20 protein-coding genes are annotated in these 20,332 nt (G+C 61.7%); 8 read left to right on the top strand and 12 right to left on the bottom strand.

The annotated features are described in order from the left end of the window. Positions 1–46 precede the first annotated feature (46 nt). The 3 genes from ACR3E4_RS05995 to cobU are packed head-to-tail and all read right to left on the bottom strand — an operon-like array spanning position 47 to position 2,092. Positions 47–931, bottom strand: coding sequence for a glutathione S-transferase (locus ACR3E4_RS05995; protein ID WP_480533178.1), 885 nt, complete (start codon positions 929–931; stop codon positions 47–49). 58 nt (positions 932–989) lie between these two features. Continuing rightward, positions 990–1,568 carry a histidine phosphatase family protein gene (locus tag ACR3E4_RS05990; protein ID WP_480533176.1) on the bottom strand — a complete coding sequence of 193 codons (579 nt, stop codon included), beginning with the start codon at positions 1,566–1,568 and terminating at the stop codon, positions 990–992. After that, positions 1,565–2,092, bottom strand: a complete 528-nt coding sequence (cobU, locus tag ACR3E4_RS05985; protein WP_480533174.1) for a bifunctional adenosylcobinamide kinase/adenosylcobinamide-phosphate guanylyltransferase — start codon at positions 2,090–2,092, stop codon at positions 1,565–1,567. Before cobU ends, ACR3E4_RS05990 begins: the two co-directional genes overlap by 4 nt. A gap of 95 nt (positions 2,093–2,187) precedes the next feature. Here cobU and ACR3E4_RS05980 point away from each other — a divergent pair, with 95 nt between their 5' ends. The 5 genes from ACR3E4_RS05980 (at position 2,188) to ACR3E4_RS05960 (ending at position 6,677) form a co-directional block, all read left to right on the top strand. After that, positions 2,188–3,066 (top strand): RNA polymerase factor sigma-32, encoded by an 879-nt coding sequence (locus tag ACR3E4_RS05980; protein ID WP_480533172.1) that lies wholly within the window; start codon positions 2,188–2,190, stop codon positions 3,064–3,066. Continuing rightward, a complete protein-coding gene (locus ACR3E4_RS05975; protein ID WP_480533170.1) occupies positions 3,063–3,884 on the top strand; it encodes a ChaN family lipoprotein in 822 nt (273 codons plus the stop codon). The genes ACR3E4_RS05980 and ACR3E4_RS05975 overlap by 4 nt, the downstream gene beginning before the upstream one ends. 63 nt (positions 3,885–3,947) lie before the next feature. Further along, positions 3,948–5,144, top strand: a complete 1,197-nt coding sequence (gene coaBC, locus ACR3E4_RS05970) for a bifunctional phosphopantothenoylcysteine decarboxylase/phosphopantothenate--cysteine ligase CoaBC (protein WP_480533168.1) — start codon at positions 3,948–3,950, stop codon at positions 5,142–5,144. A 28-nt stretch (positions 5,145–5,172) separates the two neighbouring features. Further along, complete coding sequence (gene dut, locus ACR3E4_RS05965; protein ID WP_480533166.1) at positions 5,173–5,628, top strand: dUTP diphosphatase; 456 nt, start codon at positions 5,173–5,175, stop codon at positions 5,626–5,628. After that, a complete protein-coding gene (locus tag ACR3E4_RS05960; protein ID WP_480533164.1) occupies positions 5,628–6,677 on the top strand; it encodes a HesA/MoeB/ThiF family protein in 1,050 nt (349 codons plus the stop codon). Before dut ends, ACR3E4_RS05960 begins: the two co-directional genes overlap by 1 nt. Positions 6,678–6,766: 89 nt before the next feature. On the opposite strand, the gene ACR3E4_RS05955 is transcribed toward ACR3E4_RS05960, so the two are convergent. Next, positions 6,767–7,978, bottom strand: coding sequence for a trans-sulfuration enzyme family protein (locus ACR3E4_RS05955; RefSeq protein ID WP_480533162.1), 1,212 nt, complete (start codon positions 7,976–7,978; stop codon positions 6,767–6,769). A gap of 141 nt (positions 7,979–8,119) precedes the next feature. On the opposite strand from ACR3E4_RS05955, the gene ACR3E4_RS05950 reads away from it, so the two are divergent. Further along, positions 8,120–10,135 (top strand): M3 family metallopeptidase, encoded by a 2,016-nt coding sequence (locus ACR3E4_RS05950; RefSeq protein WP_480533160.1) that lies wholly within the window; start codon positions 8,120–8,122, stop codon positions 10,133–10,135. Here the strand turns inward: ACR3E4_RS05950 and ACR3E4_RS05945 are convergent. Genes ACR3E4_RS05945 through ACR3E4_RS05920 form a run of 6 tightly spaced genes read right to left on the bottom strand, consistent with a single transcriptional unit; the run spans position 10,132 to position 16,694 of the window. Next, on the bottom strand, positions 10,132–11,064 hold the full coding sequence (locus ACR3E4_RS05945; RefSeq protein ID WP_480533158.1) for a 2-hydroxyacid dehydrogenase: 933 nt from the start codon (positions 11,062–11,064) through the stop codon (positions 10,132–10,134). The two genes, ACR3E4_RS05950 and ACR3E4_RS05945, sit on opposite strands and share 4 nt — an antisense overlap. 10 nt (positions 11,065–11,074) lie before the next feature. Next, a complete protein-coding gene (gene rodA, locus ACR3E4_RS05940; protein WP_480533156.1) occupies positions 11,075–12,214 on the bottom strand; it encodes a rod shape-determining protein RodA in 1,140 nt (379 codons plus the stop codon). Then, positions 12,211–14,160, bottom strand: coding sequence for a penicillin-binding protein 2 (mrdA, locus tag ACR3E4_RS05935; RefSeq protein WP_480533154.1), 1,950 nt, complete (start codon positions 14,158–14,160; stop codon positions 12,211–12,213). The genes rodA and mrdA overlap by 4 nt, the downstream gene beginning before the upstream one ends. Next, the gene (locus ACR3E4_RS05930) at positions 14,157–14,696 is read right to left on the bottom strand and encodes a rod shape-determining protein MreD (protein ID WP_480533152.1); all 540 of its coding nucleotides are present in this window, start codon (positions 14,694–14,696) and stop codon (positions 14,157–14,159) included. Before ACR3E4_RS05930 ends, mrdA begins: the two co-directional genes overlap by 4 nt. Continuing rightward, entirely contained in the window at positions 14,689–15,591 is a 903-nt protein-coding gene (gene mreC, locus ACR3E4_RS05925) for a rod shape-determining protein MreC (protein ID WP_480533150.1), read from the bottom strand. Before mreC ends, ACR3E4_RS05930 begins: the two co-directional genes overlap by 8 nt. Positions 15,592–15,647: 56 nt before the next feature. Beyond that, positions 15,648–16,694 carry a rod shape-determining protein gene (locus ACR3E4_RS05920; protein ID WP_480471919.1) on the bottom strand — a complete coding sequence of 349 codons (1,047 nt, stop codon included), beginning with the start codon at positions 16,692–16,694 and terminating at the stop codon, positions 15,648–15,650. 154 nt (positions 16,695–16,848) lie between these two features. On the opposite strand from ACR3E4_RS05920, the gene ACR3E4_RS05915 reads away from it, so the two are divergent. Continuing rightward, positions 16,849–17,634, top strand: a complete 786-nt coding sequence (locus ACR3E4_RS05915) for a 23S rRNA (adenine(2030)-N(6))-methyltransferase RlmJ (RefSeq protein WP_480533148.1) — start codon at positions 16,849–16,851, stop codon at positions 17,632–17,634. 176 nt (positions 17,635–17,810) lie between these two features. Here the strand turns inward: ACR3E4_RS05915 and ACR3E4_RS05910 are convergent, their stop codons facing one another. Next, complete coding sequence (locus ACR3E4_RS05910) at positions 17,811–19,385, bottom strand: 2-isopropylmalate synthase (protein WP_480536484.1); 1,575 nt, start codon at positions 19,383–19,385, stop codon at positions 17,811–17,813. A gap of 79 nt (positions 19,386–19,464) precedes the next feature. Next, complete coding sequence (locus tag ACR3E4_RS05905) at positions 19,465–19,680, bottom strand: hypothetical protein (protein WP_480536485.1); 216 nt, start codon at positions 19,678–19,680, stop codon at positions 19,465–19,467. Between ACR3E4_RS05905 and ACR3E4_RS05900 the strand changes: the two genes are divergently transcribed. Then, a complete protein-coding gene (locus tag ACR3E4_RS05900; RefSeq protein WP_480536487.1) occupies positions 19,661–20,326 on the top strand; it encodes an SDR family NAD(P)-dependent oxidoreductase in 666 nt (221 codons plus the stop codon). The genes ACR3E4_RS05905 and ACR3E4_RS05900 overlap by 20 nt on opposite strands. The last annotated feature ends 6 nt before the right edge of the window (positions 20,327–20,332 follow it).

Raw genomic sequence — 20,332 nt, 5'->3', positions numbered from 1 at the left:
GCAATCCTGTTCTTGGTTAACAGCACGTTGCTGCCATGGTCGAAGTTTAGGAATGGTTAACGCCAGCCACCATCGCGGTGAATTTTGGCCAGGCGTCCGGATCGGCCACGGTTTTGTCGCGGCAGAATGAGTTGCAGAAGCCCCAGACCTGACCGTCAAGTTCCAGATAATCCGTCACTGGATCGCCGGAATACGGGCAGGCCGTATTGACCGACGGGCCGGAATTGACGGCCTTGGCCTTCGAGGTGCCGCCAATTGGCCAGTTCTGCGCAGGCAGGTTTTGCGGATAGGGAAAGGGATCATAGGAAACGGTCAGGCCCATCGCGCGCCACTGCCGGACACTCGGGTCCGAGAGAAGCTCAAGACAATAGGCACGATTGGCCTCGGACACCGGCAGGCCATATCCGATGATCCGCGCGGCGACAGGGGTATAGAACACATCCGCCAGCGAATAGGCTCCGAACAACGGGCCGGTTTCTGCGCCCGAAATGCTGCGGGCATGCGCCCACAAGGTCTCGATCCGCTGCAGATCGGACAACGTGTCGGGTGAGGGCTGAAAGCCTTCCCAGCAATGACGCAACTGCATCGGGCACTGATCCCGCAGGGCCGAGAAGCCTGCAACCATCTCGGCGCACAGCCAGCGGGCCGTTGCGCGCGCCGCTGGATCGGCGGGCCAGAGCCCGGCCTTTGGGTGGTGCTCGGCCAGTGTTTCGGCCATGGCGAGGCTTTCGCCGACTACGGTTCCATCCGGCAGCCGCAGGGCCGGGACAAGGCGGGCGGGGGCCAGAGCCTCCATATCTGCAGCCATGGTTCCGGCATAAAGGCCGATCATGTGAGAACGGTAGGGCAGGCCGAATTTCTCGAGCATAAGCCAACCGCGCAGGGACCAGCTGGAAAACAGGCGGTCGCCGATGAAAAGGTCATGGGTCATGCCAGAACGATGTCGGATCGCGCGGCATCGGTAAATCAGTGATTTGTGCGCGGTCCCATCACGGGCAGTGATTGATCCGACCCACCGACCAGCGGTCACCATGATGGGTGATATCGGTGACCGAGAGGTTGTCTATGCGGTGCCCGAACGCCTCTTGCGCTTCAACATCCAGCGCACGCTGGACTTGCGTGAGGATCACACCGAAATGTGCCACAACGATCAGCTCATGCCCGGCATGGACCGAGATCAGAGCATCAATGGCCGCATCAACCCGCGCCCGTACTTCGTTCCAGCTTTCTCCGTTTGGCGGTCGCACCTCACCGGGATTGTCCCAATACGCAAAGCAGAGTTCGGGGTCTTCGGCTTCGATATCCTTGAAGCCGCGCATCTCCCAACTGCCGAAGTTGATTTCGCGCAGGTCACGGTGGTGCGGCAGGCGCCTGCGCGCCCCTTGGATGGCGCTGGCGGTATCGGCGGCGCGCGACAGGTCGGACGAGATCACGATGGCCTCGGGCGGAAGATGGGCAGAGAGACGATCAAGCGCTGCCGTATCACTCAGATCGGCGGGCAGATCGGACCAGCCAACCATGGTTTTGGCATGGGTCGGCCCGTGCCGCACCAGATGCAGGCGGGTCATAGGGGCGCGCCTTTCAGGACCAGAGGCAGCCCGGCCGTCACTTGCACCACCCGATCCGCCTGAGCGGCGAGCGCGATGTTCAGCCGCCCCTGTGCCTCGCGAAAGCGGCGGGACAGGGCGTTATCGGGCACGATCCCGTGGCCGACCTCGTTCGAGACGATCACGACCTGTGCCGCGCAGTCCTTCAATGCGATCAGCAATTCGGCCTGCGCCTGTTCAAGATCATTTTCAGCCAGCAGATGATTGGTCAGCCACATGGTGGCGCAATCGATCAGGCAAACCTGATCACTCGTCAGCTTCGCCAGCTTCGGCGACAGGTCAAATGGTGCCTCGATTGTCAGCCAGTTGCCGCCTCTTTGTGCAATATGTTGCCTGATTTTCAGGCGCATCTCATCATCAAACACTTGTGATGTCGCCAGATAAACACGGTTTTTCCCTGTGGAAACAGCAAGTTGTTCTGCAAATAGCGACTTTCCCGAGGCCGCGCCGCCCAGAACAAAGGTTAAATTAGGGTGCACTTTCATTACCTTTCTGGTGATCCACCCGGTTTTGTTCTGCGTATCGACACTAGGTCGGCAACACAAGCCCGGCCCATCGCCTGTGGTAAAGGGAGAGTCGCATGGCACTGGACAACGCAAACGATTTCTCGATGTCGCGGCAGGCGATGAAGGCCGAGCTGCTGGATGCCGAGACCGAGTTGAAGCTGGCTTATGCCTGGCGTGACGACCGGGATGAAAAGGCGCTACATCGTTTGATCACCGCTTATATGCGGCTGGCGATATCGATGGCCGCCAAGTTCAAGCGCTATGGCGCGCCGATGAATGATCTGATTCAGGAGGCCGGGTTGGGCCTGATGAAGGCCGCCGACAAGTTCGACCCCGACCGGGGGGTGCGTTTTTCGACTTATGCGGTGTGGTGGATCAAGGCCAGCATTCAGGATTATGTGATGCGCAACTGGTCGATGGTGCGCACCGGGTCAACCTCGTCGCAGAAATCGCTGTTCTTCAACATGCGCCGGGTTCAGGCGCGGTTAGAGCGCGAGGCCGCGACCGAGGGGCTGGATCTGGATCGTCATCAGCTGCACCAGATGATCGCGTCTGAAATCGGCGTGCCATTACGGGATGTCGAGATGATGGAGGGCCGTCTGGCCGGTTCTGATTTCTCGTTGAACGCGGTGCAATCGGCTGACGAGGACGGGCGCGAATGGATCGACGCGCTGGAAGATGAGCGGGAGCAGGCGGCTGAAACTGTTGAAAACAGTCATGACACGCAACGGCTGCGCGAATGGCTGGTCACCGCGATGCAGGCGCTTAATGAACGCGAACGGTTCATCGTGCGCGAACGCAAGCTGCGGGAACCGGCTCGGACGCTGGAAAGCCTGGGGCAAGAGCTTGGATTGTCGAAAGAACGCGTGCGCCAGCTTGAGGCCGCAGCTTTCGTCAAAATGCGCAAGAACCTTGAAGCCCAATCGCGCGAGGTGCAACACTTCTTCGCATGAAACCCTATGCGATTCTTGCAGCTTTTGTGCTGTTCTCCGGCGCCCCCCAGGCGGGTCGCGCGGCTGATCTGATACCTGACGATGTGTTGGCCCAAATGCAGGCGGCCGATGTGGTGATCCTTGGCGAAATTCACGACAACCCGCGTCATCATCTTGTCCAGACCGAAGCGATCGAGGCCATCGCGCCCTCGGGGGTTGTTTGGGAAATGGTGACCGAGGAAGGCGCGCAGCGCTTGGCGCAGAAGGCGGCCACCAACCCGGAAGAGTTGTCGCGGATCCTGCGCTGGGCAGAATCCGGCTGGCCGCCGCTCAGCATGTACTATCCGGTTTTTGAGGCATCGAACGCACCGGTCTATGGTGCGATGGTCCCGCGCACCGCCGCGCGCGCCGCGATGGAGCGGGGCGCGGCCACAGCGCTGGGTGCGGATGCGGCGCGCTATGGGCTGACCGTTCCTCTGGCACCCGAAGATCAGGCCGCGCGCGAGGCGGATCAACTGGCGGCCCATTGCGACGCATTGCCGGCCGAGCTTTTGCCCCAGATGGTGGCGATCCAGCGTTTGCGCGATGCAGTGCTGACCCGCGCCATCCTGCAGGCCTCCGAGGACACCGGTGGGCCGATTGCGGTGATCACCGGCAATGGCCATGCGCGCAAGGATCGTGGAATTCCCACCTTCCTGTCGCGAATGAACCCGGGCTTGAAGGTCTTTGTTTTGGGCCAGTCCGAAGATGGCCTCATCTCTGGCGAGTTCGATGCGGTGATCGACAGCCCGACTGTCGAGCGGGAAGATCCCTGCAAGGCCTTTGAGACACAGAATTAACTGCTGGAACTGCCCGGCAGCCTTGCCTAATGTCAGGGCCGACCGGGACGGGAAGGGCAAGACATGCTGGCAACCAAACGCATTCTGCTGATCATTGGTGGCGGGATCGCGGCCTATAAGTCGCTGGATCTGATCCGGCGGCTGCGCGAACGTGGTGCGGATGTAACGCCTGTGCTGACCCGTGCCGCCGAGGAATTCGTGACGCCCCTGTCGGTGTCGGCGCTGGCGGGTGAGAAGGTCTATCGCGACATGTTCGATCTGACCGACGAGGCCGAGATGGGCCATATCCAATTGTCACGCTCGGCTGATCTGATCGTTGTGGCACCCGCAACGGCCGATCTGATGGGCAAGATGGCGGGCGGGCTGGCCAACGATCTGGCCTCGACGCTGCTGATGGCGACCGACACACCGGTTCTGTGTGCGCCTGCCATGAATGTACGGATGTGGGACCATCCGGCGACGCAACGCAATCTGGCGCAGTTGCAAGCAGATGGTGTTCGTTTCGTTGGCCCGAATGAAGGCGACATGGCCTGTGGCGAATACGGCCCGGGCCGCATGTCGGAACCGTTGGAGATCGTGGCTGCGATTGAAGCACAGCTTGGCGACGGACCGCTCAAGGGCAAACGCGTGCTGGTCACTTCGGGACCGACGCATGAACCCATCGATCCTGTCCGCTATATCGCCAACCGGTCGTCGGGCGCGCAAGGCACGGCAGTGGCGCGGGCGCTGGCGGCGCTTGGGGCCGAGGTGGTCTTTGTCACCGGACCTGCCGAGGTCGCACCGCCCGAAGGGGTGCATGTTGTGTCGGTCGAGACAGCGCAACAGATGTCAGACGCGGTCGAAGCCGCGCTGCCCGTTGACGCCGGTGTCTTTGCGGCGGCGGTGGCGGATTGGCGTGTTGCATCGGCTTCGGACAAGAAACTGAAGAAAAGCCGAGACGGGCTGCCTGCGTTGGAATTTACCGAGAACCCAGACATCCTGAAGCGCATCGCACGGATGGAGGCAGGACGCCCCGCGCTGGTGGTGGGCTTTGCCGCCGAGACAGACAACGTGATCGAACACGCGACTGCAAAACGCGCGCGCAAGGGATGCGACTGGATCGTTGCAAATGATGTAAGCCCGGCGACGGGGATCATGGGCGGGTCCGAGAATGCGGTGATCCTGATCTCGGACGCAGGCGCCGAGGAATGGCCGCGTATGGGCAAAGGTGCTGTCGCCGAGCAATTGGCGCAGAGGATTGCGGCGGCTCTGGCAGAATAACGACCGCGAAAACTAGAGAGGTGTCGGGATGGTTGCAATTCGTGTGATCCGCGAGGACGGGGCTGATCCCTCAATCCCGCTGCCCTCGTATGAAACGACAGGGGCCGCAGGCGCAGACGTGAGGGCCAACCTGCCCGGCAAGGCGTCGATCACGCTTGGGCCCGGTGAGCGCGCTTTGGTGCCCACGGGCCTGCGGATCGAAATTCCGCTGGGATATGAGGTGCAGGTCCGCCCCCGCTCGGGTCTTGCGTTGAAACATGGCATCACTCTGCCAAACACCCCCGGCACCATCGACAGCGATTATCGCGGCCCGCTTGGTGTGATCGTGATGAATGCAGGTCAGGACCCGTTTGAAATCACACATGGCGAGCGCATCGCCCAGCTTGTCGTCGCCCCGGTGGTGCAGGCGACATTCGAGGCGACCGACACCCTGTCCGAAACCGACCGGGGTGCGGGCGGCTTCGGCTCGACCGGGCGCGGCTGATGCTGCTGGTTCTGATCCTCGCCGCTGGGCTGTGGGGCATCGGCTATGTCGCGGGTGTGTCTCGCACGGCGCGGATGGTGTCCGTCGGGACGCTGCTGACAGGTGTCATCATCGCGCAACTGGTTTTGCCCGCGACGCACCCGTTGCGACAGGCAACCGGCGGCTCTGCCGCGATGTGGCTGATCCTGGCTGGCACTGCGCTGCTGGCTCTGCTTTATGGGCGAGGCGTGAAAGCACTGCGAAACCGAGCGGAAGCCGCCGAGGCCAAGGAACCCAGAATGCCGTCAGATCAGTTTACCGAGACCGAGCTGGAACGCTATGCCCGCCACATCGTCCTGCGTGAGCTGGGCGGGCCGGGGCAGAAGCGGATGAAACAGGCGCGCGTGCTGGTGATCGGCGCAGGTGGCTTAGGCGCGCCCGCGCTGCAATATCTCGCCGCCGCCGGGGTCGGTACGATTGGTGTGATCGACGATGACGAGGTTGAGAATGCCAACCTGCAACGGCAGGTGATCCATCGCGATGCAGATATCGGGATGCCCAAGGTGTTTTCGGCCCAGGCTGCGATGCAGGCGCAGAACCCGAATGTGACCGTGCTGCCCTATCATCGTCGGCTGACCGATGAGATCGCGGCTGATTTGTTTGCCGATTTCGATCTGATCCTCGACGGCACCGACAATTTCCACACGCGCTATCTGGCCAATCGAACCGCTGTCGCGCTGGGCAAGCCACTGATCTCGGGCGCGCTGTCGCAATGGGAGGGGCAGCTGAGCGTCTTCGACCCCGCCACAACCGGCCCCTGCTATCAATGCATCTTCCCAGAGGCTCCGGCCCCCGGTCTGGCCCCCTCCTGCGCTGAAGCGGGCGTGATCGGCCCGCTACCCGGCGTTGTTGGTTCAATGATGGCGGTTGAGGCGATCAAGGTGATCACCGGCGCAGGGCAGGCGCTGCGCGGCGAGATGCTGATCTATGACGCGCTTTACGGTGAAAGCCGCAAAATCACGCTTTCCAAGGCCGCCGATTGTCCGATCTGTGCAGGTGTAGATGCTTAAAGCAACCGCCGCGTGCCAGCGGCACGCGGCCCGGCCCAACCCCGCCAAGGTGCATCTTTGATGCACGCTGCGGGGGCGGGAGCCTTCCGTTAACCCAAAGCCCGATCCAGATCGGCGATTAGGTCTTCGGCATCTTCCAGACCAACCGACAGACGGAAAATCCCGTCGCCTGCATATCTGCGATAGTCTTCCAGTTGATCCCCCTGCAGCTTGAAAGAGGTCTCCATCAGGCCTTCGGTTTCCATCCAGAAAATCAGGCTGCGATGGTGCCCCAGGGACACGGCGTAGTGGATGACCTCCAGGCGCTCGATCATCTGCTGGGCAATGCGCTCTCCATCAGCGGCACTTCCGACCTGAAACGAGATCATGCCTGTTGAATTAGACATCTGCCGCGCAGCCAGTTCCGCTTGTGGGTGCGACGGCAAGCCCGGATAGATCACCTGCGAAACCCGCGGGTCCGCCTCCAGCCACTTGGCGACTTCCGTGGCTCCGGCCTGATGGGCCTTCATACGCAAAGGCAGGGTCGAGGCGCCTCGGGCAATCAGCCAGGCATTGAACGGAGACAGGATACCGCCGTGATGAATGCTGGCCTCGGCCCGCAGTTTTGAGATCAGTTCAGCCGATCCCGCAACCGCCCCGCCGATGGCATCGCCGTGCCCGCCAATGTACTTTGTAATCGAATGCATCGTCAGATCGACACCCAGCGCAACGGTGTCCATCCCAAGGGGCGATGCGAAGGTTGCATCACAACTGTGCAGGGCGCCAGCCTCACGGGTCAGCCTGGAGATGGCCGCCAGATCGGTCAACCGGTTGATCGGGTTCACCGGCGTTTCCGTATGGATCAGCCGCGTGTTGGGCCGGATCGCGGCTGCGACCTGTTCCAGATCAGACATGTTGACGGCCGAAATCTCGATACCCATCCGAGGCAAGGTCTCACGCGCGAGTTCAGCCACGCCAGCGTAAGAGACATCCGAGACGATCAGGTGGTCGCCCGCCGACAGGAAGGTAAAGAAGATGGCCGACGCCGCAGCCATGCCTGAGGCCGTCGCCAGACAGGCTTCGGTGCCCTGCAGGGCCGCAATCTTGGCTTCTAGCCCCGCGACCGTCGGGTTTGCCCAGCGGGAATAAACATAGGGGCTGTCTGGTGTCAGATCATGCGCAGAAAACCCGGCCAGATCCTCGACAAGGTAGGTCGAACTCATATGGATCGGGGGGGCCGATACGTTGGTCGCGGTGTCGGGCGGATCGCCCGCATGGATCGCGGTTGTCATCATCCCGGTGGAACGGTTCGATCTGGTCATGTCCTGTCTCCTTTGACGGGGACACTGCGCAGGCCGAACCGCGTGCGCAAGCGGGTTTGCGACAGATTTCGATCTTTCCGCCGCGCCGCCTCTGGACCATTGCCGCCCGCCTACCTAGCTTGACCGGCAAAGGAGACCTCAATGACGAACCCGATCCTGTCCGACTGGACCACTCCGTTCGAACTCGCGCCCTTTGCCAAGATATCGGATGATGATTTTGCCCCTGCGTTGGACGACGCGCTGCAGGCCCATAACGCGCAGATCGAGGCGATTGCGTCCAACCCGGATGCCCCGACCTTCGCCAATACCATTGAGGCGTTGGAGGCGGCGGGTGTGCCCTTGGACAAGGTCCTGTCTGTGTTCTTCACGGTTGCGGGTGCGGACAGCAATCCCAAGCGGGAAGAGTTGCAGCGCGACTTTTCACCGAAACTGGCGGCGCATTTCTCGGGGATTTCATCGAACAAGCGTCTGTTTCGGCGCGTGGCCGATCTTTGGGCGCGCCGCACAGAACTGGGCCTGAACGATGAGCAGGCGCGCGTTCTGATGTTATCCCATCGCGGTTTCGTGCGCGCAGGTGCTGCGTTGGAAGGCGACGCCGATACGCGCATGCAAGAAATCAAGGCGCGGCTGGCCTCGTTAGGGACGTCCTTCACCCAGAACCTGCTGGCGGATGAGCGCAACTGGTTCATGGAGCTGAGCGAAGATGACTTGCAGGGATTGCCCGAGTTCGCAGTGAATGCGGCGCGGGCGGCGGGTGCTGAAAAAGGCGTTGATGGTCCCGTGGTGACTTTGTCGCGGTCGATCATTGTGCCGTTCCTGCAATTCTCACCCCGCCGGGATCTGCGCGAAAAAGCTTATCGCGCCTGGACCGCGCGTGGGGCAAATGGGGGTGATACTGATAACCGGGAAATCGCGGCGGAAATCCTGAGTCTGCGCAAGGAGCGCGCCGCGCTGTTGGGGTATGCCAGCTTTGCCGATTACAAGCTGGAAACCGAGATGGCCCGCACCCCCGACCGTGTGCGTGAGCTGTTGATGGATGTGTGGGAACCCGCCAAATCCCGTGCGGATGCGGATGCCGAAGTGTTGACGGCGATGATGCAAAAGGATGGCGTCAACGGTCCGCTGGAAGCGTGGGACTGGCGTTATTACGCCGAGAAACGCCGTAAGGCCGAACACGATCTGGATGAGGCCGCGCTGAAGCCCTACCTGCAGCTGGATCGGATGATCGAGGCCTCGTTTGCCTGCGCCAATCGTTTGTTCGGGCTGGAGTTTGCTCCGCTGGATGTGCCGCTCTACCACCCGGATTGCCGGGCGTGGGAGGTTACGCGGAACGGGCAGCACATTGCAGTGTTCATCGGGGATTACTTTGCGCGCGGGTCAAAACGATCCGGCGCGTGGTGCAGCGCGATGCGCGGGCAAGCCAAGTTTCCGAAGACGCAGGCCCCGGTCGTGATCAATGTCTGCAACTTCGCCAAGGGCGATCCGGCGTTGCTGTCCTATGACGACGCGCGCACGCTGTTTCACGAGTTCGGCCATGCGCTGCATCAGATGCTGTCCAATGTGACCTATGAGAGCATCTCGGGCACCTCGGTCGCGCGCGATTTTGTCGAACTGCCCAGCCAGCTTTACGAACACTGGCTGGAAGTGCCCGAGGTTCTGGCCGAGTTTGCAACCCATGCCGAGACAGGCGAACCGATGCCGCAGGAGATGCTGGAAAAGGTTCTGAACGCCGCCAATTTCGATCAGGGGTTCCAGACGGTGGAATATGTCGCCTCGGCACTGGTCGATCTGGCCTTCCACGAAGGTGCCGCGCCCGTTGACCCGATGGCGAAACAGGCCGAGGTTCTGGCCGATCTGGGTATGCCGCCCGCCATCGGAATGCGCCATGCCACCCCGCATTTCGCCCATGTGTTCGCAGGCGACGGCTATAGTTCAGGCTATTACAGCTATATGTGGTCCGAAGTCATGGATGCGGATGCTTTCGCGGCCTTCGAAGAGGCTGGCGGCGCGTTTGATCCAGAACGCGCCAAGGCGCTGGAGGATAACATCCTCTCAACCGGTGGCTCGCGTGAGGCCGAGGAGCTGTATCTGGCCTTCCGCGGTCGTCTGCCGGGTGTCGAAGCTCTGCTGAAAGGCCGCGGATTGATCGCGGCCTAATACCCCAGTTCGCGGTCGACGAGGTGAAGAAAGGGCTCGCTCGCTTCACCTCGGCGGATGTTTTCGCAGATCACCTGAGCTGCGGTGACAGGGCGGGTTTCCGAGGCAATATGCGGCGTAACCGTCACGTTCGGATGCGCCCAATAGGGATGATCCGGCGGCAGTGGTTCGGTGCGGAATACGTCCAGCGTGGCGTGTCCGACCTGCCCTGAATTCAGCGCGGCCAGCAGGGCGTCATCATCGATCAAAGGCCCCCGGCCCGGATTGATAATCTTGGCTCCGTTCGGCAACAGCGCCAGTGTCTCAGCGTTGAGGGTATTCTCGGTCGCAGGCGTATCCGGCAGCAGAAGCACCACGATCTCGGCCTGAGACAGCGCGTCGCGCAGCCCGTCTGCCCCATGCAGGCAGGTCACGCCGGGCAGGTCCTTGGCGGTGCGGCTCCAGCCAATAACGCGGAAGTTCAGCAAGGCCAGCGCCTGTGCGGCGGCCTGCCCCAAAGCCCCCAGACCCAGAATGCAAACCGTGCGCTGCGCAGCCAGAGGCGGCGCCTCGGGTTCCCATGTCCCGTCCTGCTGCGTGATGTGACGGTCCATCCCGAGGTGATAGCGCAGCACATGGCCCACGACCCATTCCGTCATCCCCTGCGTCAGACCGCCATCCACCATGCGTGCCAGCGGCATTGTCAGGGTTTCATTGTCCGAAATGGTTTCAACACCGGCCCAGAGGCTGAGGACCGCCTTGAGCCGGGTGAAAGGGGTGAAATCCCGCAGCCCTCCGTTCGGGGCATAGACCACGTAATCGACCTGATCCGCAGGAATGTCGGTGGCCAGATGGAAATCCAGACCTGCCTCGGTCAGGCCCTTGCGCAGCAGCGGTTCATATTCCGGCCACAACCCGGGGCGGGCGGAAAACAGGACGTTTACGGGCATGCAGAACCTTTCAGCGGGGGCGGTGGATATGGGCGCTTTGCACGATACCGAAGGCGGCCATCAGCACCAGCATGGCCGAACCGCCGTAGCTGACCATCGGCAGCGGCACGCCGACCACCGGGGCGAGCCCCATGACCATCGACATGTTGACGGCAAAGAACAGGAAGAAGTTAAGCGCAATGCCCAGCGTCACCAGGGACGAGAACCGATCCTTGGTCGACAGCGCCGTGACCATGCAGAAGATCAGGATCATGGCATAAAGGATCAGCAAGGTGATACCGCCGACAAATCCGAACTCTTCGGCCAGCGTGGTAAAGATGAAGTCGGTGTGCTTTTCCGGCAGGAAGTTCAGCCGCGATTGCGTGCCCTGCATGAAGCCGCGCCCGTTCCAACCGCCCGAACCGAGTGCGATCTTGGACTGTGTGATGTGATAGCCCGCCCCCAGCGGATCGGTCGAAGGATCCAGAAACGTATCGATGCGGCGGAACTGATAGTCCTTGAGTAACTGCCATTCCGTCCCGCGACTGTTGAACACGGTGGCAATCAGGCCGACGCCTGCCGCGATGACGGCAGCGAAATAGGCCCAGTGGACACCAGCCAGAAACATCAGACCCCCACCAGCGGCCAGCAGCAGGATCGAGGTGCCAAGGTCGGGCTGCCGCAACACCATGAAAGTCGGTATCAGGATCAGAAGGACCGGAATGATCACCCAGAGCGGGCGCGACGTCTTATGGGCGGGTAACCAGTCGTAATAGGCGGCCAGCACCATCACCAGCGCCACTTTCATCACTTCGGAAGGCTGCAGACGCATGAACCCCAGATCGATCCAGCGCTGCGCGCCCATGCCGATGGTGCCAAACAGCTCGACCACCACAAGCAGCCCGATCGAGCCGAGATAGGCCACAACTGACATGTTGCGCCAGAACCAGATCGGCACCAGCGCGATGATGAACATCGCTGCCAAACCCAGTCCGAACCGCTCCATCTGTGGTTCGGCCCATGGCGTCCACGATCCACCCGCCACCGAGAAAAGCATCAGGAAACCTGCGCTTGCCACACTGATCAGTAACAGGGTCAGCGGCCAGTTCATGTAAAGGAACTTGCGGAATCCTGAGGGCGTGGATTTGACGGCGTATTCAAGATAGCTCATGCGCGGTCCTTTGCGTCAGGACGCGCTTTGGGGCGGCGGTCGCCCTCAAGCCGTTTTTGCTGTTCCTTGATGCGTTCGCGATCACCGGCCGGATACGCTTCGAGTGGCGGCGTGCCGTTATAAAGCGCCTGCAACATGATATCGCGCGCCACCGGTGCGGCCGCCTTCGAGCCGCCGCCGCCATGTTCCACCACCACTGCCACGGCGTATTTCGGGTTGTCATACGGCGCGAAGCTGACGAACAGCGCGTGGTCGCGACGTTCCCATGGCAGGTCCTCGTTGCGGATTACGCCTGCGGCGCGTTCGGCCTTGGTGATGTTGCGCACCTGACTGGTGCCGGTCTTGCCCGCCATGCGGAATTCATCGGCGATGATGCGGCTGCGATAGGCCGTGCCGCGCCGGTCGTTCGAGACCGTGAACATGGCCCGGCGCACCTGTTCCAGATTGTTCTGATTGATCGCCAGCGGCTCACCTGCGCCCGAGGGCTGCTCGACCCCGTTGATCGAACGGACGAGGCGCGGCTTGATTTCCCGACCGGTTGCCAGCCGTGCCGTCATCACCGCCAGTTGCAGGGGCGAAGCCAGCATGAACCCCTGACCGATCGACGCGTTCGCGGTGTCACCGACCAGCCAGTCCTGCCCGTGTACCCGCTGTTTCCACTGCTGATTGGGGGCCAGACCCGCCGCCACGGCGGACATCGGGATGTCATGCTTGACACCCAGTCCGAAGGTGCGGGCCATCTCGGATATCTTGTCGATGCCAACGCGAAGCGCCACGTCATAGTAGTAGACATCGCAACTGCGCTTCAGCGACATTTCCAGATCCACCGTGCCATGCCCGCCGCGTTTCCAGCAATGGAACCGGCGGCTTCCGACTTTCAGGAAGCCGGGGCAATAAACTGTGTTCGACGGCCCGATTACCCCAGCCTCAAGCGCCGCAAGGGCAGTGATCATCTTGAAGGTCGAACCTGGCGGATAGGTGCCCTGCACCGTCTTGTTGGCCAGCGGGCGGTATTTGTCATTGGTCAGCGTGCCGTAATCGGCCACCGAGATGCCGCGCACAAAGAGGTTCGGATCAAAGCTCGGGGCCGAACTGATGGCGCGGATATCGCCGGTTTCGCAGTCGATCACGACGGCGGCGGCGCTTTCCCCGGCCAGCCGGGCCTGCGCGTATTGCTGCAGATCGGCGTCTACGGACAATTGCAGGTCGGCCCCGGTTGTGCCCTCCTGCCGGTCAAGCTCGCGCATCACGCGGCCCGTGGCGTTCACCTCGACCCTTTTGGCACCAGCCTTGCCGCGCAGGCTGGTTTCCTGCTTGGCCTCAAGGCCCACCTTGCCGATCTGAAAACGCGGGATCAGCAGCACCGGCTCGGGGTCTTCGATCTGGCTGAGGTCATAATCGCTGACCGGGCCGACATATCCCACCACATGAGCAAAATCCTCATACCGGGGATATTGCCGGGTCGATCCCACCTCGGGCGTGACACCGGGCAGCGCGGGGGCGTTGACGGCAACTTTCGAGATATCTTCCCACGTCACCTGATCGGCCAGCGTGACCGGCAGGAACGGGGCCGAGCGGCGCATTTCGGTTTTCGCACGCTCAATCTCATCCTCGGTCAGGGGGATCAGGTCGGACAGCTTGGCAATGACCTTGTCAATATCGCCCGCATCCTCGCGCACCATCACGATGCGATATGAGGGCGTGTTCTGCCCGATGATCTGCCCGTTACGATCATAGATCCGACCGCGCGTCGGCGGGATCAGGCGGATGTTGATGCGGTTTTCTTCGGCCAGCAGACGGTATTCATCGGCCTGATCCACCTGCATGAACCGCATCCGGGCAGCCAGGCCACCGATGAATACAGCCTGCAACCCGCCCAAAACCAGCGCCCGGCGCGGCAGGCGCTTATAGGCAAGGCCTTTTGACTTGGGCTTGCGCTGCTTCATGTCCGCACCCCGCCAGTGGTTGTGCTGTCAGTGACGGATTTGCGACGTACGCCAAACGCGCTCTGACTGAGCAGAACGATCACGGGGTATGCCAGAATTGTCAGCATGACTTGAATCACCACGGGTCCCAGCGCGGCCTGTTGCACCGACAGAATACCAAGAATGACCCGGTTGAGCATAAAAACTGCCGTGATCACCGCGCCCACCGTGGTCCATTCGCTGACAAAGCCGCCATCCCGCATCCCCGGTGCTGCGGAACGCAGATAGGCGGCACCCAAAACCACCAACGCGGCCAGCAGCCCCGGCGGGCGTTGCAGCAGCAGATCCGCCATCAGCATCACGAACGCGATCGACAGTATCGGAACGTATTCGGGGCGGCGCAGCACCCAGGCATAGGTCAGCGCAATCAGCAATTCGGGAAACGGCCACCGATCGGGCTGGCTGTCCAGCGGCAGCAGGTGCAGAAACATCACCAACATAGCAATCGCCATGTAGAGGCCCCGTTTCACCCAGAGTTGTGAGGCAGGCCTATCCATCCGTCGCCTCCTGCGGTGTCAGCGCGGCAGCGGGCTGTCGCGGGCCAACGATGCCGCCGGGATCCTGTATCGGCTGGGCGGATTGGAACCGCAGCACCCGCAGAAACTCGAGCCGTTCGAAATCGGCCGACAGGCGCACCCGCAGCCTGCCGCCCGGATCGACCGCAATCTGACCGATCAGCAATCCGCCGGGGAACACGCCACCATCTCCCGATGTCACGACGCGATCACCGGGGCGGACAAGTTCGCGGTTTTCGAGAAACTCGACCAAAGGCGAGGGGCTGTTATCCCCGGCAATCAGTGCAGTCTGACCCGAGGGTTGAATGGTCGCCGGGATGGCGCTTGAGGCATCGGTCAGCAGGATCACCCGCGCCGTATCCGGCCCGACGCCCGAGATGCGACCGACCACGCCGATCCCGTCCATCGTCGCCCAACCATCGACGATTCCGTCACGCTCACCCACATTCAGCAGCACCGATTGCCGAAACGGAGAGCCGCTATCGGCCATCACCACGCCCGTCACATAGGTCAGCCGGGGATCAAGCCGTACATTGTTGAGGTCCAGCAGGCGGGCATTTTCCTGTTCCAATTGCAGCGCGGCCTCTTTCCAGGCGCGCATCAGGCGCAGTTCGCTGCGCAACTCCTGATTCTGCTCGCTGAGGCGCTGATAGCTTTGGAAATCCCGCACCAGATTGACGCCGGCAGTGACCGGCACCATCGCCCATTCCATCGAGGGCACCACCTTGTCCACCACCTGCGCGCGGAACCGCTCGACCCGTGGGCTGTCGATGCGCCAGACCAGAAAGATCGCCAGCAGACACAGCACAACGATCCCCAACAGCAATCGGCGCAGGGGTGTCGTGTATTCGTCGCGCTGTGATCGGTCCTTTGCCACAGGTAACCTTCCCGTGCTGCTCGTGCCCGAGTTCTCACCCGTTCAGGGTGCGCGCCTTAGCTGTCGTAGTCAATCGCGTGGCGCAGTTGTTTTTCGTATTCCAGCGCCTTGCCGGTGCCCAAAGCCACACAATTCAGGCTTTCATCGGCAATCGACACGGCCAGTCCGGTCTGCTCGCGCAGCGCCAGATCCAGATCGCCCAGCAGCGCGCCGCCGCCGGTCAGCATCACGCCGCGATCCACGATATCTGCGGCCAGATCGGGCGGCGTGGTTTCCAGCGCGGTCATCACCGCCTCGCAAATCTGCTGGACGGGTTCGGACAGGGCCTCGGCTACTTGTGCCTGACTGATCTCGATTTCCTTCGGCACACCGTTCAGCAGGTCGCGACCCCGGATGTGCATCGACTGGCCACGGCCATCGTCGGGCATCCGGGCGGTGCCGATAGTGGTCTTGATGCGCTCGGCGGTCGATTCACCCACCAGCAGGTTCTGCTGACGACGCAGATACGAGATGATCGCCTCGTCCATACGGTCGCCACCGACGCGGACCGAGCGGGCATAGACGATATCGCCCAGCGACAGAACCGCAACCTCGGTGGTGCCGCCGCCGATATCGACGACCATGTTGCCGGTCGGGTCGGTGATGGGCATGCCTGCGCCAATCGCGGCTGCAATCGGTTCAGCAATCAGGCCCGCGCGCCGCGCGCCTGCGGACAGAACCGACTGACGGATTGCGCGCTTTTCAACCGGTGTCGCACCATGCGGGACGCAGACGATGATCTTGGGCTTCGAGAAGGTCGAGCGTTTGTGCACCTTGCGGATGAAATGCTTGATCATCTCTTCGGCGGTGTCGAAATCGGCAATCACACCCTCGCGCATCGGCCGGATCGCTTCGATGGAACCGGGCGTGCGGCCCAGCATCAGCTTGGCGTCTTCGCCGACGGCCAGAACCTTTTTGACGCCATCCTTGACGTGATAGGCCACAACCGAGGGTTCCGACAGGATCACACCGCGTCCTTTGACATAAACCAGCGTGTTCGCTGTCCCGAGGTCAATTGCCATGTCCGCTGAGAACAGGCCGCCCAGATTGCCAAAGATGCCCATATTTTACTGATCCCGTTTGTCAGAATTTCCACTGCCCGCGACTCGACGGTTCCGGGACGGATGCCTTATAGGGTGCCAACTCGCCCGGTTAAAGGGCTGATTCCGCGACAATCAGCACCTTTCCGCCTTATTGCTAGGGACTTTAGAAGGCAAAATGCTCTCATATCAACACATTTACCACGCTGGAAATCTGGCTGATGTGCAAAAGCACGCATTATTGGCATGGGTGCTGCAGTATCTGACCCGTAAGGACAAGCCGATCAGCTATATCGAGACGCATTCCGGGCGCGGCCTGTATCATCTTGACGCAGCCGAGGCTGTCCGGACCAGTGAAGCCGCAGCCGGGATCGCGCGGGCTCAGCATGAGGGGTGGTTCGACGCCGATCATCCAATGGCGCGGGTGCTGGAGACGGTACAGACCCGCCACGGCGCGGCGGCTTATCCCGGTTCGCCGTTGATCGCGGCCAATCTGCTGCGGGAACAGGACGGTCTGCATTTCGCGGAATTGCATCCGCAGGAATGCACGGCGCTTTCACTGGCATTGTCGCCCTATGGGGCAAAGGTTTATCAGCAGGATGGGTTCGAGCTGGCGCACTCCCTGCTGCCGCCGACACCGCGACGCGGAATGATGCTGATCGACCCCAGCTATGAAGTGAAAGCGGATTATGATCGTCTGCCGGGCCTGATCGCCAAGCTGCATCGCAAGTGGAATGTCGGGGTGATCGCTCTGTGGTATCCGATACTGACCGATGGCCGCCATCGTTCCATGGTCTCGGCGCTGAAATCCGTGGCCTATCCAAAGACGATCTGTCACGAAGTGACTTTCCCCCCGGCGCGCGAAGGGCACAGGATGGTCGGATCGGGCATGTTCATACTGAATGCACCCTTTGGGATCGAAGAGGAAACGGGCCGCCTGTCAAAGCTGTTCGCACAGCTCTGAAAAAGCGCTTCACTAGAAGCCGGTAAACCTCCCGCCACGTTTGCCAGCATCAGAGATGCCGTCAAACGTGTTGGCCCGGCAGCGCGCCGCAGGCGCGCTGCCGGGCCCAAAGCCGCAAGGGGGTTCGGCGGAGCCGGACACCCGCGGGTGCGGGAGCCTTTCGCCTTGCCCCTAAATCAGGTCAGGTCCTTGTAGCTGATCTCACGCGTGTCTGCGCCCGGACCGGCCTTTTCGCGACGCATGATCAGACGGTTCAGGGCGTGGATATAGGCTTTGGCCGAGGCAACAACCGTATCGGTGTTTGCAGATTGCCCGGTGGCGATCATGCCATCCTCTTCCAGACGAACGGAAACCGTGGCCTGCGCGTCAGTTCCTTCGGTCACCGCGTGAACCTGATACAGCTGCAGATGCGCTTCGTTTGGATAAAGTACGCGGATCGCCCTGAAGGTCGCGTCCACGGGGCCGTCCCCATGTTCGGTCGCGATCACGTCTTTGCCGTCAACTTCCAGCTCGACCGTTGATTCCGCCTGACCTCCAGTGCCGCAGGTGACCTTCATCGAGACCAGTTGCAGGTGGTCGTTGGTTTCATCATCGTCCAGCGTCATCAACGCGATCAGATCATCGTCGAAGACCTCTTTCTTGCGGTCGGCCAGATCCTTGAACCGCACGAAGATGTCCTTGAGCTGGTTGTCGCCCACCTCATAGCCCAGCGTTTCCAGCTTGTCGCGCAACGCGGCACGCCCCGAGTGCTTGCCCAGTGGCAGAGAGGTCCCTGACAGGCCAATATCCTCGGGGCGCATGATCTCGAAATTCTCGCGGTTCTTCAGCATCCCGTCCTGATGGATGCCGCTTTCATGGGCGAATGCGTTCTTGCCGACGATGGCCTTGTTGAACTGAACCGGGAAACCCGCCACAGTCGCCACCCGGCGCGAGATGTGCATGATCTTGGTGGTGTCGATGCCCGTGTGCCATGGCATGATGTCGTTGCGCGTGCGCAGCGCCATCACTACCTCTTCCAGTGCGGTGTTGCCTGCGCGCTCACCCAGCCCGTTGATGGTGCATTCGATCTGCCGCGCACCCCCGGCTACAGCCGCCAGAGAGTTCGCGGTCGCCATACCGAGATCGTTGTGGCAATGGGTGGCAAACACCACCTCATCCGCGCCCGGCACAGTTTCGATCAGGCGCTTGATCAGATCGGCGCTTTCGACTGGGGCGGTATAGCCCACGGTGTCGGGGATGTTGATCGTGGTTGCGCCCGCCTTGATTGCAATCTCGATCACGCGGCACAGGTAATCCCACTCGGTCCGTGTGGCATCCATCGGCGACCACTGCACGTTTTCGCACAGATTGCGCGCGTGGCTGACCGTTTCGTGGATCTTGTCGGCCATCTCGTCCATGGTCAGGTTCGGAATGGCCCGGTGCAGCGGCGAGGTGCCGATGAAGGTGTGAATGCGGTTCTTGCCGGCGTGTTTCACCGCCTCCCAGCAGCGGTCGATATCGGCGAAATTGGCACGGGCCAGACCGCAGATGCGGCTGTTCTTCGAACGCTCGGCGATCTCGGACACCGCCTTGAAATCCCCCTCGGAGGCAATCGGAAATCCGGCTTCGATAATGTCGACGCCCATTTCGTCCAGCAGCTCGGCAATTTCCAGCTTTTCGTCATGGGTCATGGTGGCGCCGGGGCTCTGCTCGCCGTCGCGCAAAGTGGTATCGAAGATCAAGACGCGGTCTTGGTCGGTCACGTTGGTCATGGGGTACTCTTTCTTCTTCTGTCCTAAAGCCTATGGCGCGCGGGCGTCCTCCTCTGAGCGGGCGCGCCGGATGGCACGCTCAGAGGCGGATTAGGATCAGTAGGCCACGCAGCGATGCACCGCGCAGGGCGGTGTCGGCAAAAGGGATATCTGCGCGGTTGATCATGGGGTCGAGCTTATACAGCGCAGGTGGCGAATGAAAAGAAGGAATTTCAGTTGCGGCGAATTTTGAGCGCGCGGTTGATGGGGTGCAGTTTCCGCCTAGCTCTTGCGGCATGGAAAACGCTTTGATCATTGGCGCTTCGGGTGGGATTGGCCGTGCTTTGAATGAACGCCTGCAAGGCCGGGATGTGCAGGTCACCTGTATATCCCGCTCCGTGGATGGGTTTGACCTGACCCGGCCCGATGTAGTGGAGCATATGTTGTGCGGGCTTTCCGGCCCGTTCGATCTGATCCTGATTGCCTCGGGCGCGTTAAAGATCGATGGCGCGGTCCCCGAGAAATCCATGCGGTCGGTCTCGGCACAGGCGATGATGGATCAGTTCGCCCTGAATGCGGTTGGCCCGGCATTGGTTTTGCGTCACGCGCACAGGCTGCTGCCGCGAGATCGCCCGGCGGCCATCGCGGTGTTGTCCGCGCGCGTGGGCTCCATCGGAGACAATCGGCTGGGCGGCTGGGTCAGCTATCGCGCCGCCAAGGCCGCGGTGAATCAAATCGTTCATACGGCGGCGATTGAACTGGCGCGGACCCATAAACATGCCCTGTGCGTCGCCTTGCATCCCGGGACGGTCAAAACCGCCTTTACCGAGAAATATCTGGGCCGACATCCCGCCGTCACCCCAGAGGACGCCGCTCGCAACCTGCTGGCCGTGATTGACGCGCTGACACCGGCCGAGACCGGCGGGTTCTATGATTGGGCCGGGAACCCGGTGCCCTGGTAGCTGCAA

It is taken from the genome of Ruegeria sp. AP11 (assembly GCF_056535865.1).
The sequence above is the reverse complement of the archived record's forward strand: the minus strand, read 5'-3'. Positions and strand labels throughout refer to the sequence as shown.

Coding starts and splice junctions, on each gene's coding strand:
- ACR3E4_RS05975 (WP_480533170.1), top strand. CDS start 3,063: ATGAAACCCTATGCGATTCTTGCAGCTTTTGTGCTGTTCTCCGGCGCC.
- ACR3E4_RS05915 (WP_480533148.1), top strand. CDS start 16,849: ATGCTCTCATATCAACACATTTACCACGCTGGAAATCTGGCTGATGTG.
- ACR3E4_RS05990 (WP_480533176.1), bottom strand. CDS start 1,568: ATGACCCGCCTGCATCTGGTGCGGCACGGGCCGACCCATGCCAAAACC.
- dut (WP_480533166.1), top strand. CDS start 5,173: ATGGTTGCAATTCGTGTGATCCGCGAGGACGGGGCTGATCCCTCAATC.
- ACR3E4_RS05960 (WP_480533164.1), top strand. CDS start 5,628: ATGCTGCTGGTTCTGATCCTCGCCGCTGGGCTGTGGGGCATCGGCTAT.
- ACR3E4_RS05905 (WP_480536485.1), bottom strand. CDS start 19,680: ATGATCAAAGCGTTTTCCATGCCGCAAGAGCTAGGCGGAAACTGCACC.
- mrdA (WP_480533154.1), bottom strand. CDS start 14,160: ATGAAGCAGCGCAAGCCCAAGTCAAAAGGCCTTGCCTATAAGCGCCTG.
- coaBC (WP_480533168.1), top strand. CDS start 3,948: ATGCTGGCAACCAAACGCATTCTGCTGATCATTGGTGGCGGGATCGCG.
- cobU (WP_480533174.1), bottom strand. CDS start 2,092: ATGAAAGTGCACCCTAATTTAACCTTTGTTCTGGGCGGCGCGGCCTCG.
- rodA (WP_480533156.1), bottom strand. CDS start 12,214: ATGAGCTATCTTGAATACGCCGTCAAATCCACGCCCTCAGGATTCCGC.
- ACR3E4_RS05950 (WP_480533160.1), top strand. CDS start 8,120: ATGACGAACCCGATCCTGTCCGACTGGACCACTCCGTTCGAACTCGCG.
- ACR3E4_RS05920 (WP_480471919.1), bottom strand. CDS start 16,694: ATGGGCATCTTTGGCAATCTGGGCGGCCTGTTCTCAGCGGACATGGCA.
- ACR3E4_RS05945 (WP_480533158.1), bottom strand. CDS start 11,064: ATGCCCGTAAACGTCCTGTTTTCCGCCCGCCCCGGGTTGTGGCCGGAA.
- ACR3E4_RS05995 (WP_480533178.1), bottom strand. CDS start 931: ATGACCCATGACCTTTTCATCGGCGACCGCCTGTTTTCCAGCTGGTCC.
- ACR3E4_RS05955 (WP_480533162.1), bottom strand. CDS start 7,978: ATGACCAGATCGAACCGTTCCACCGGGATGATGACAACCGCGATCCAT.
- ACR3E4_RS05930 (WP_480533152.1), bottom strand. CDS start 14,696: ATGGATAGGCCTGCCTCACAACTCTGGGTGAAACGGGGCCTCTACATG.
- ACR3E4_RS05910 (WP_480536484.1), bottom strand. CDS start 19,385: ATGACCAACGTGACCGACCAAGACCGCGTCTTGATCTTCGATACCACT.
- ACR3E4_RS05980 (WP_480533172.1), top strand. CDS start 2,188: ATGGCACTGGACAACGCAAACGATTTCTCGATGTCGCGGCAGGCGATG.
- ACR3E4_RS05900 (WP_480536487.1), top strand. CDS start 19,661: ATGGAAAACGCTTTGATCATTGGCGCTTCGGGTGGGATTGGCCGTGCT.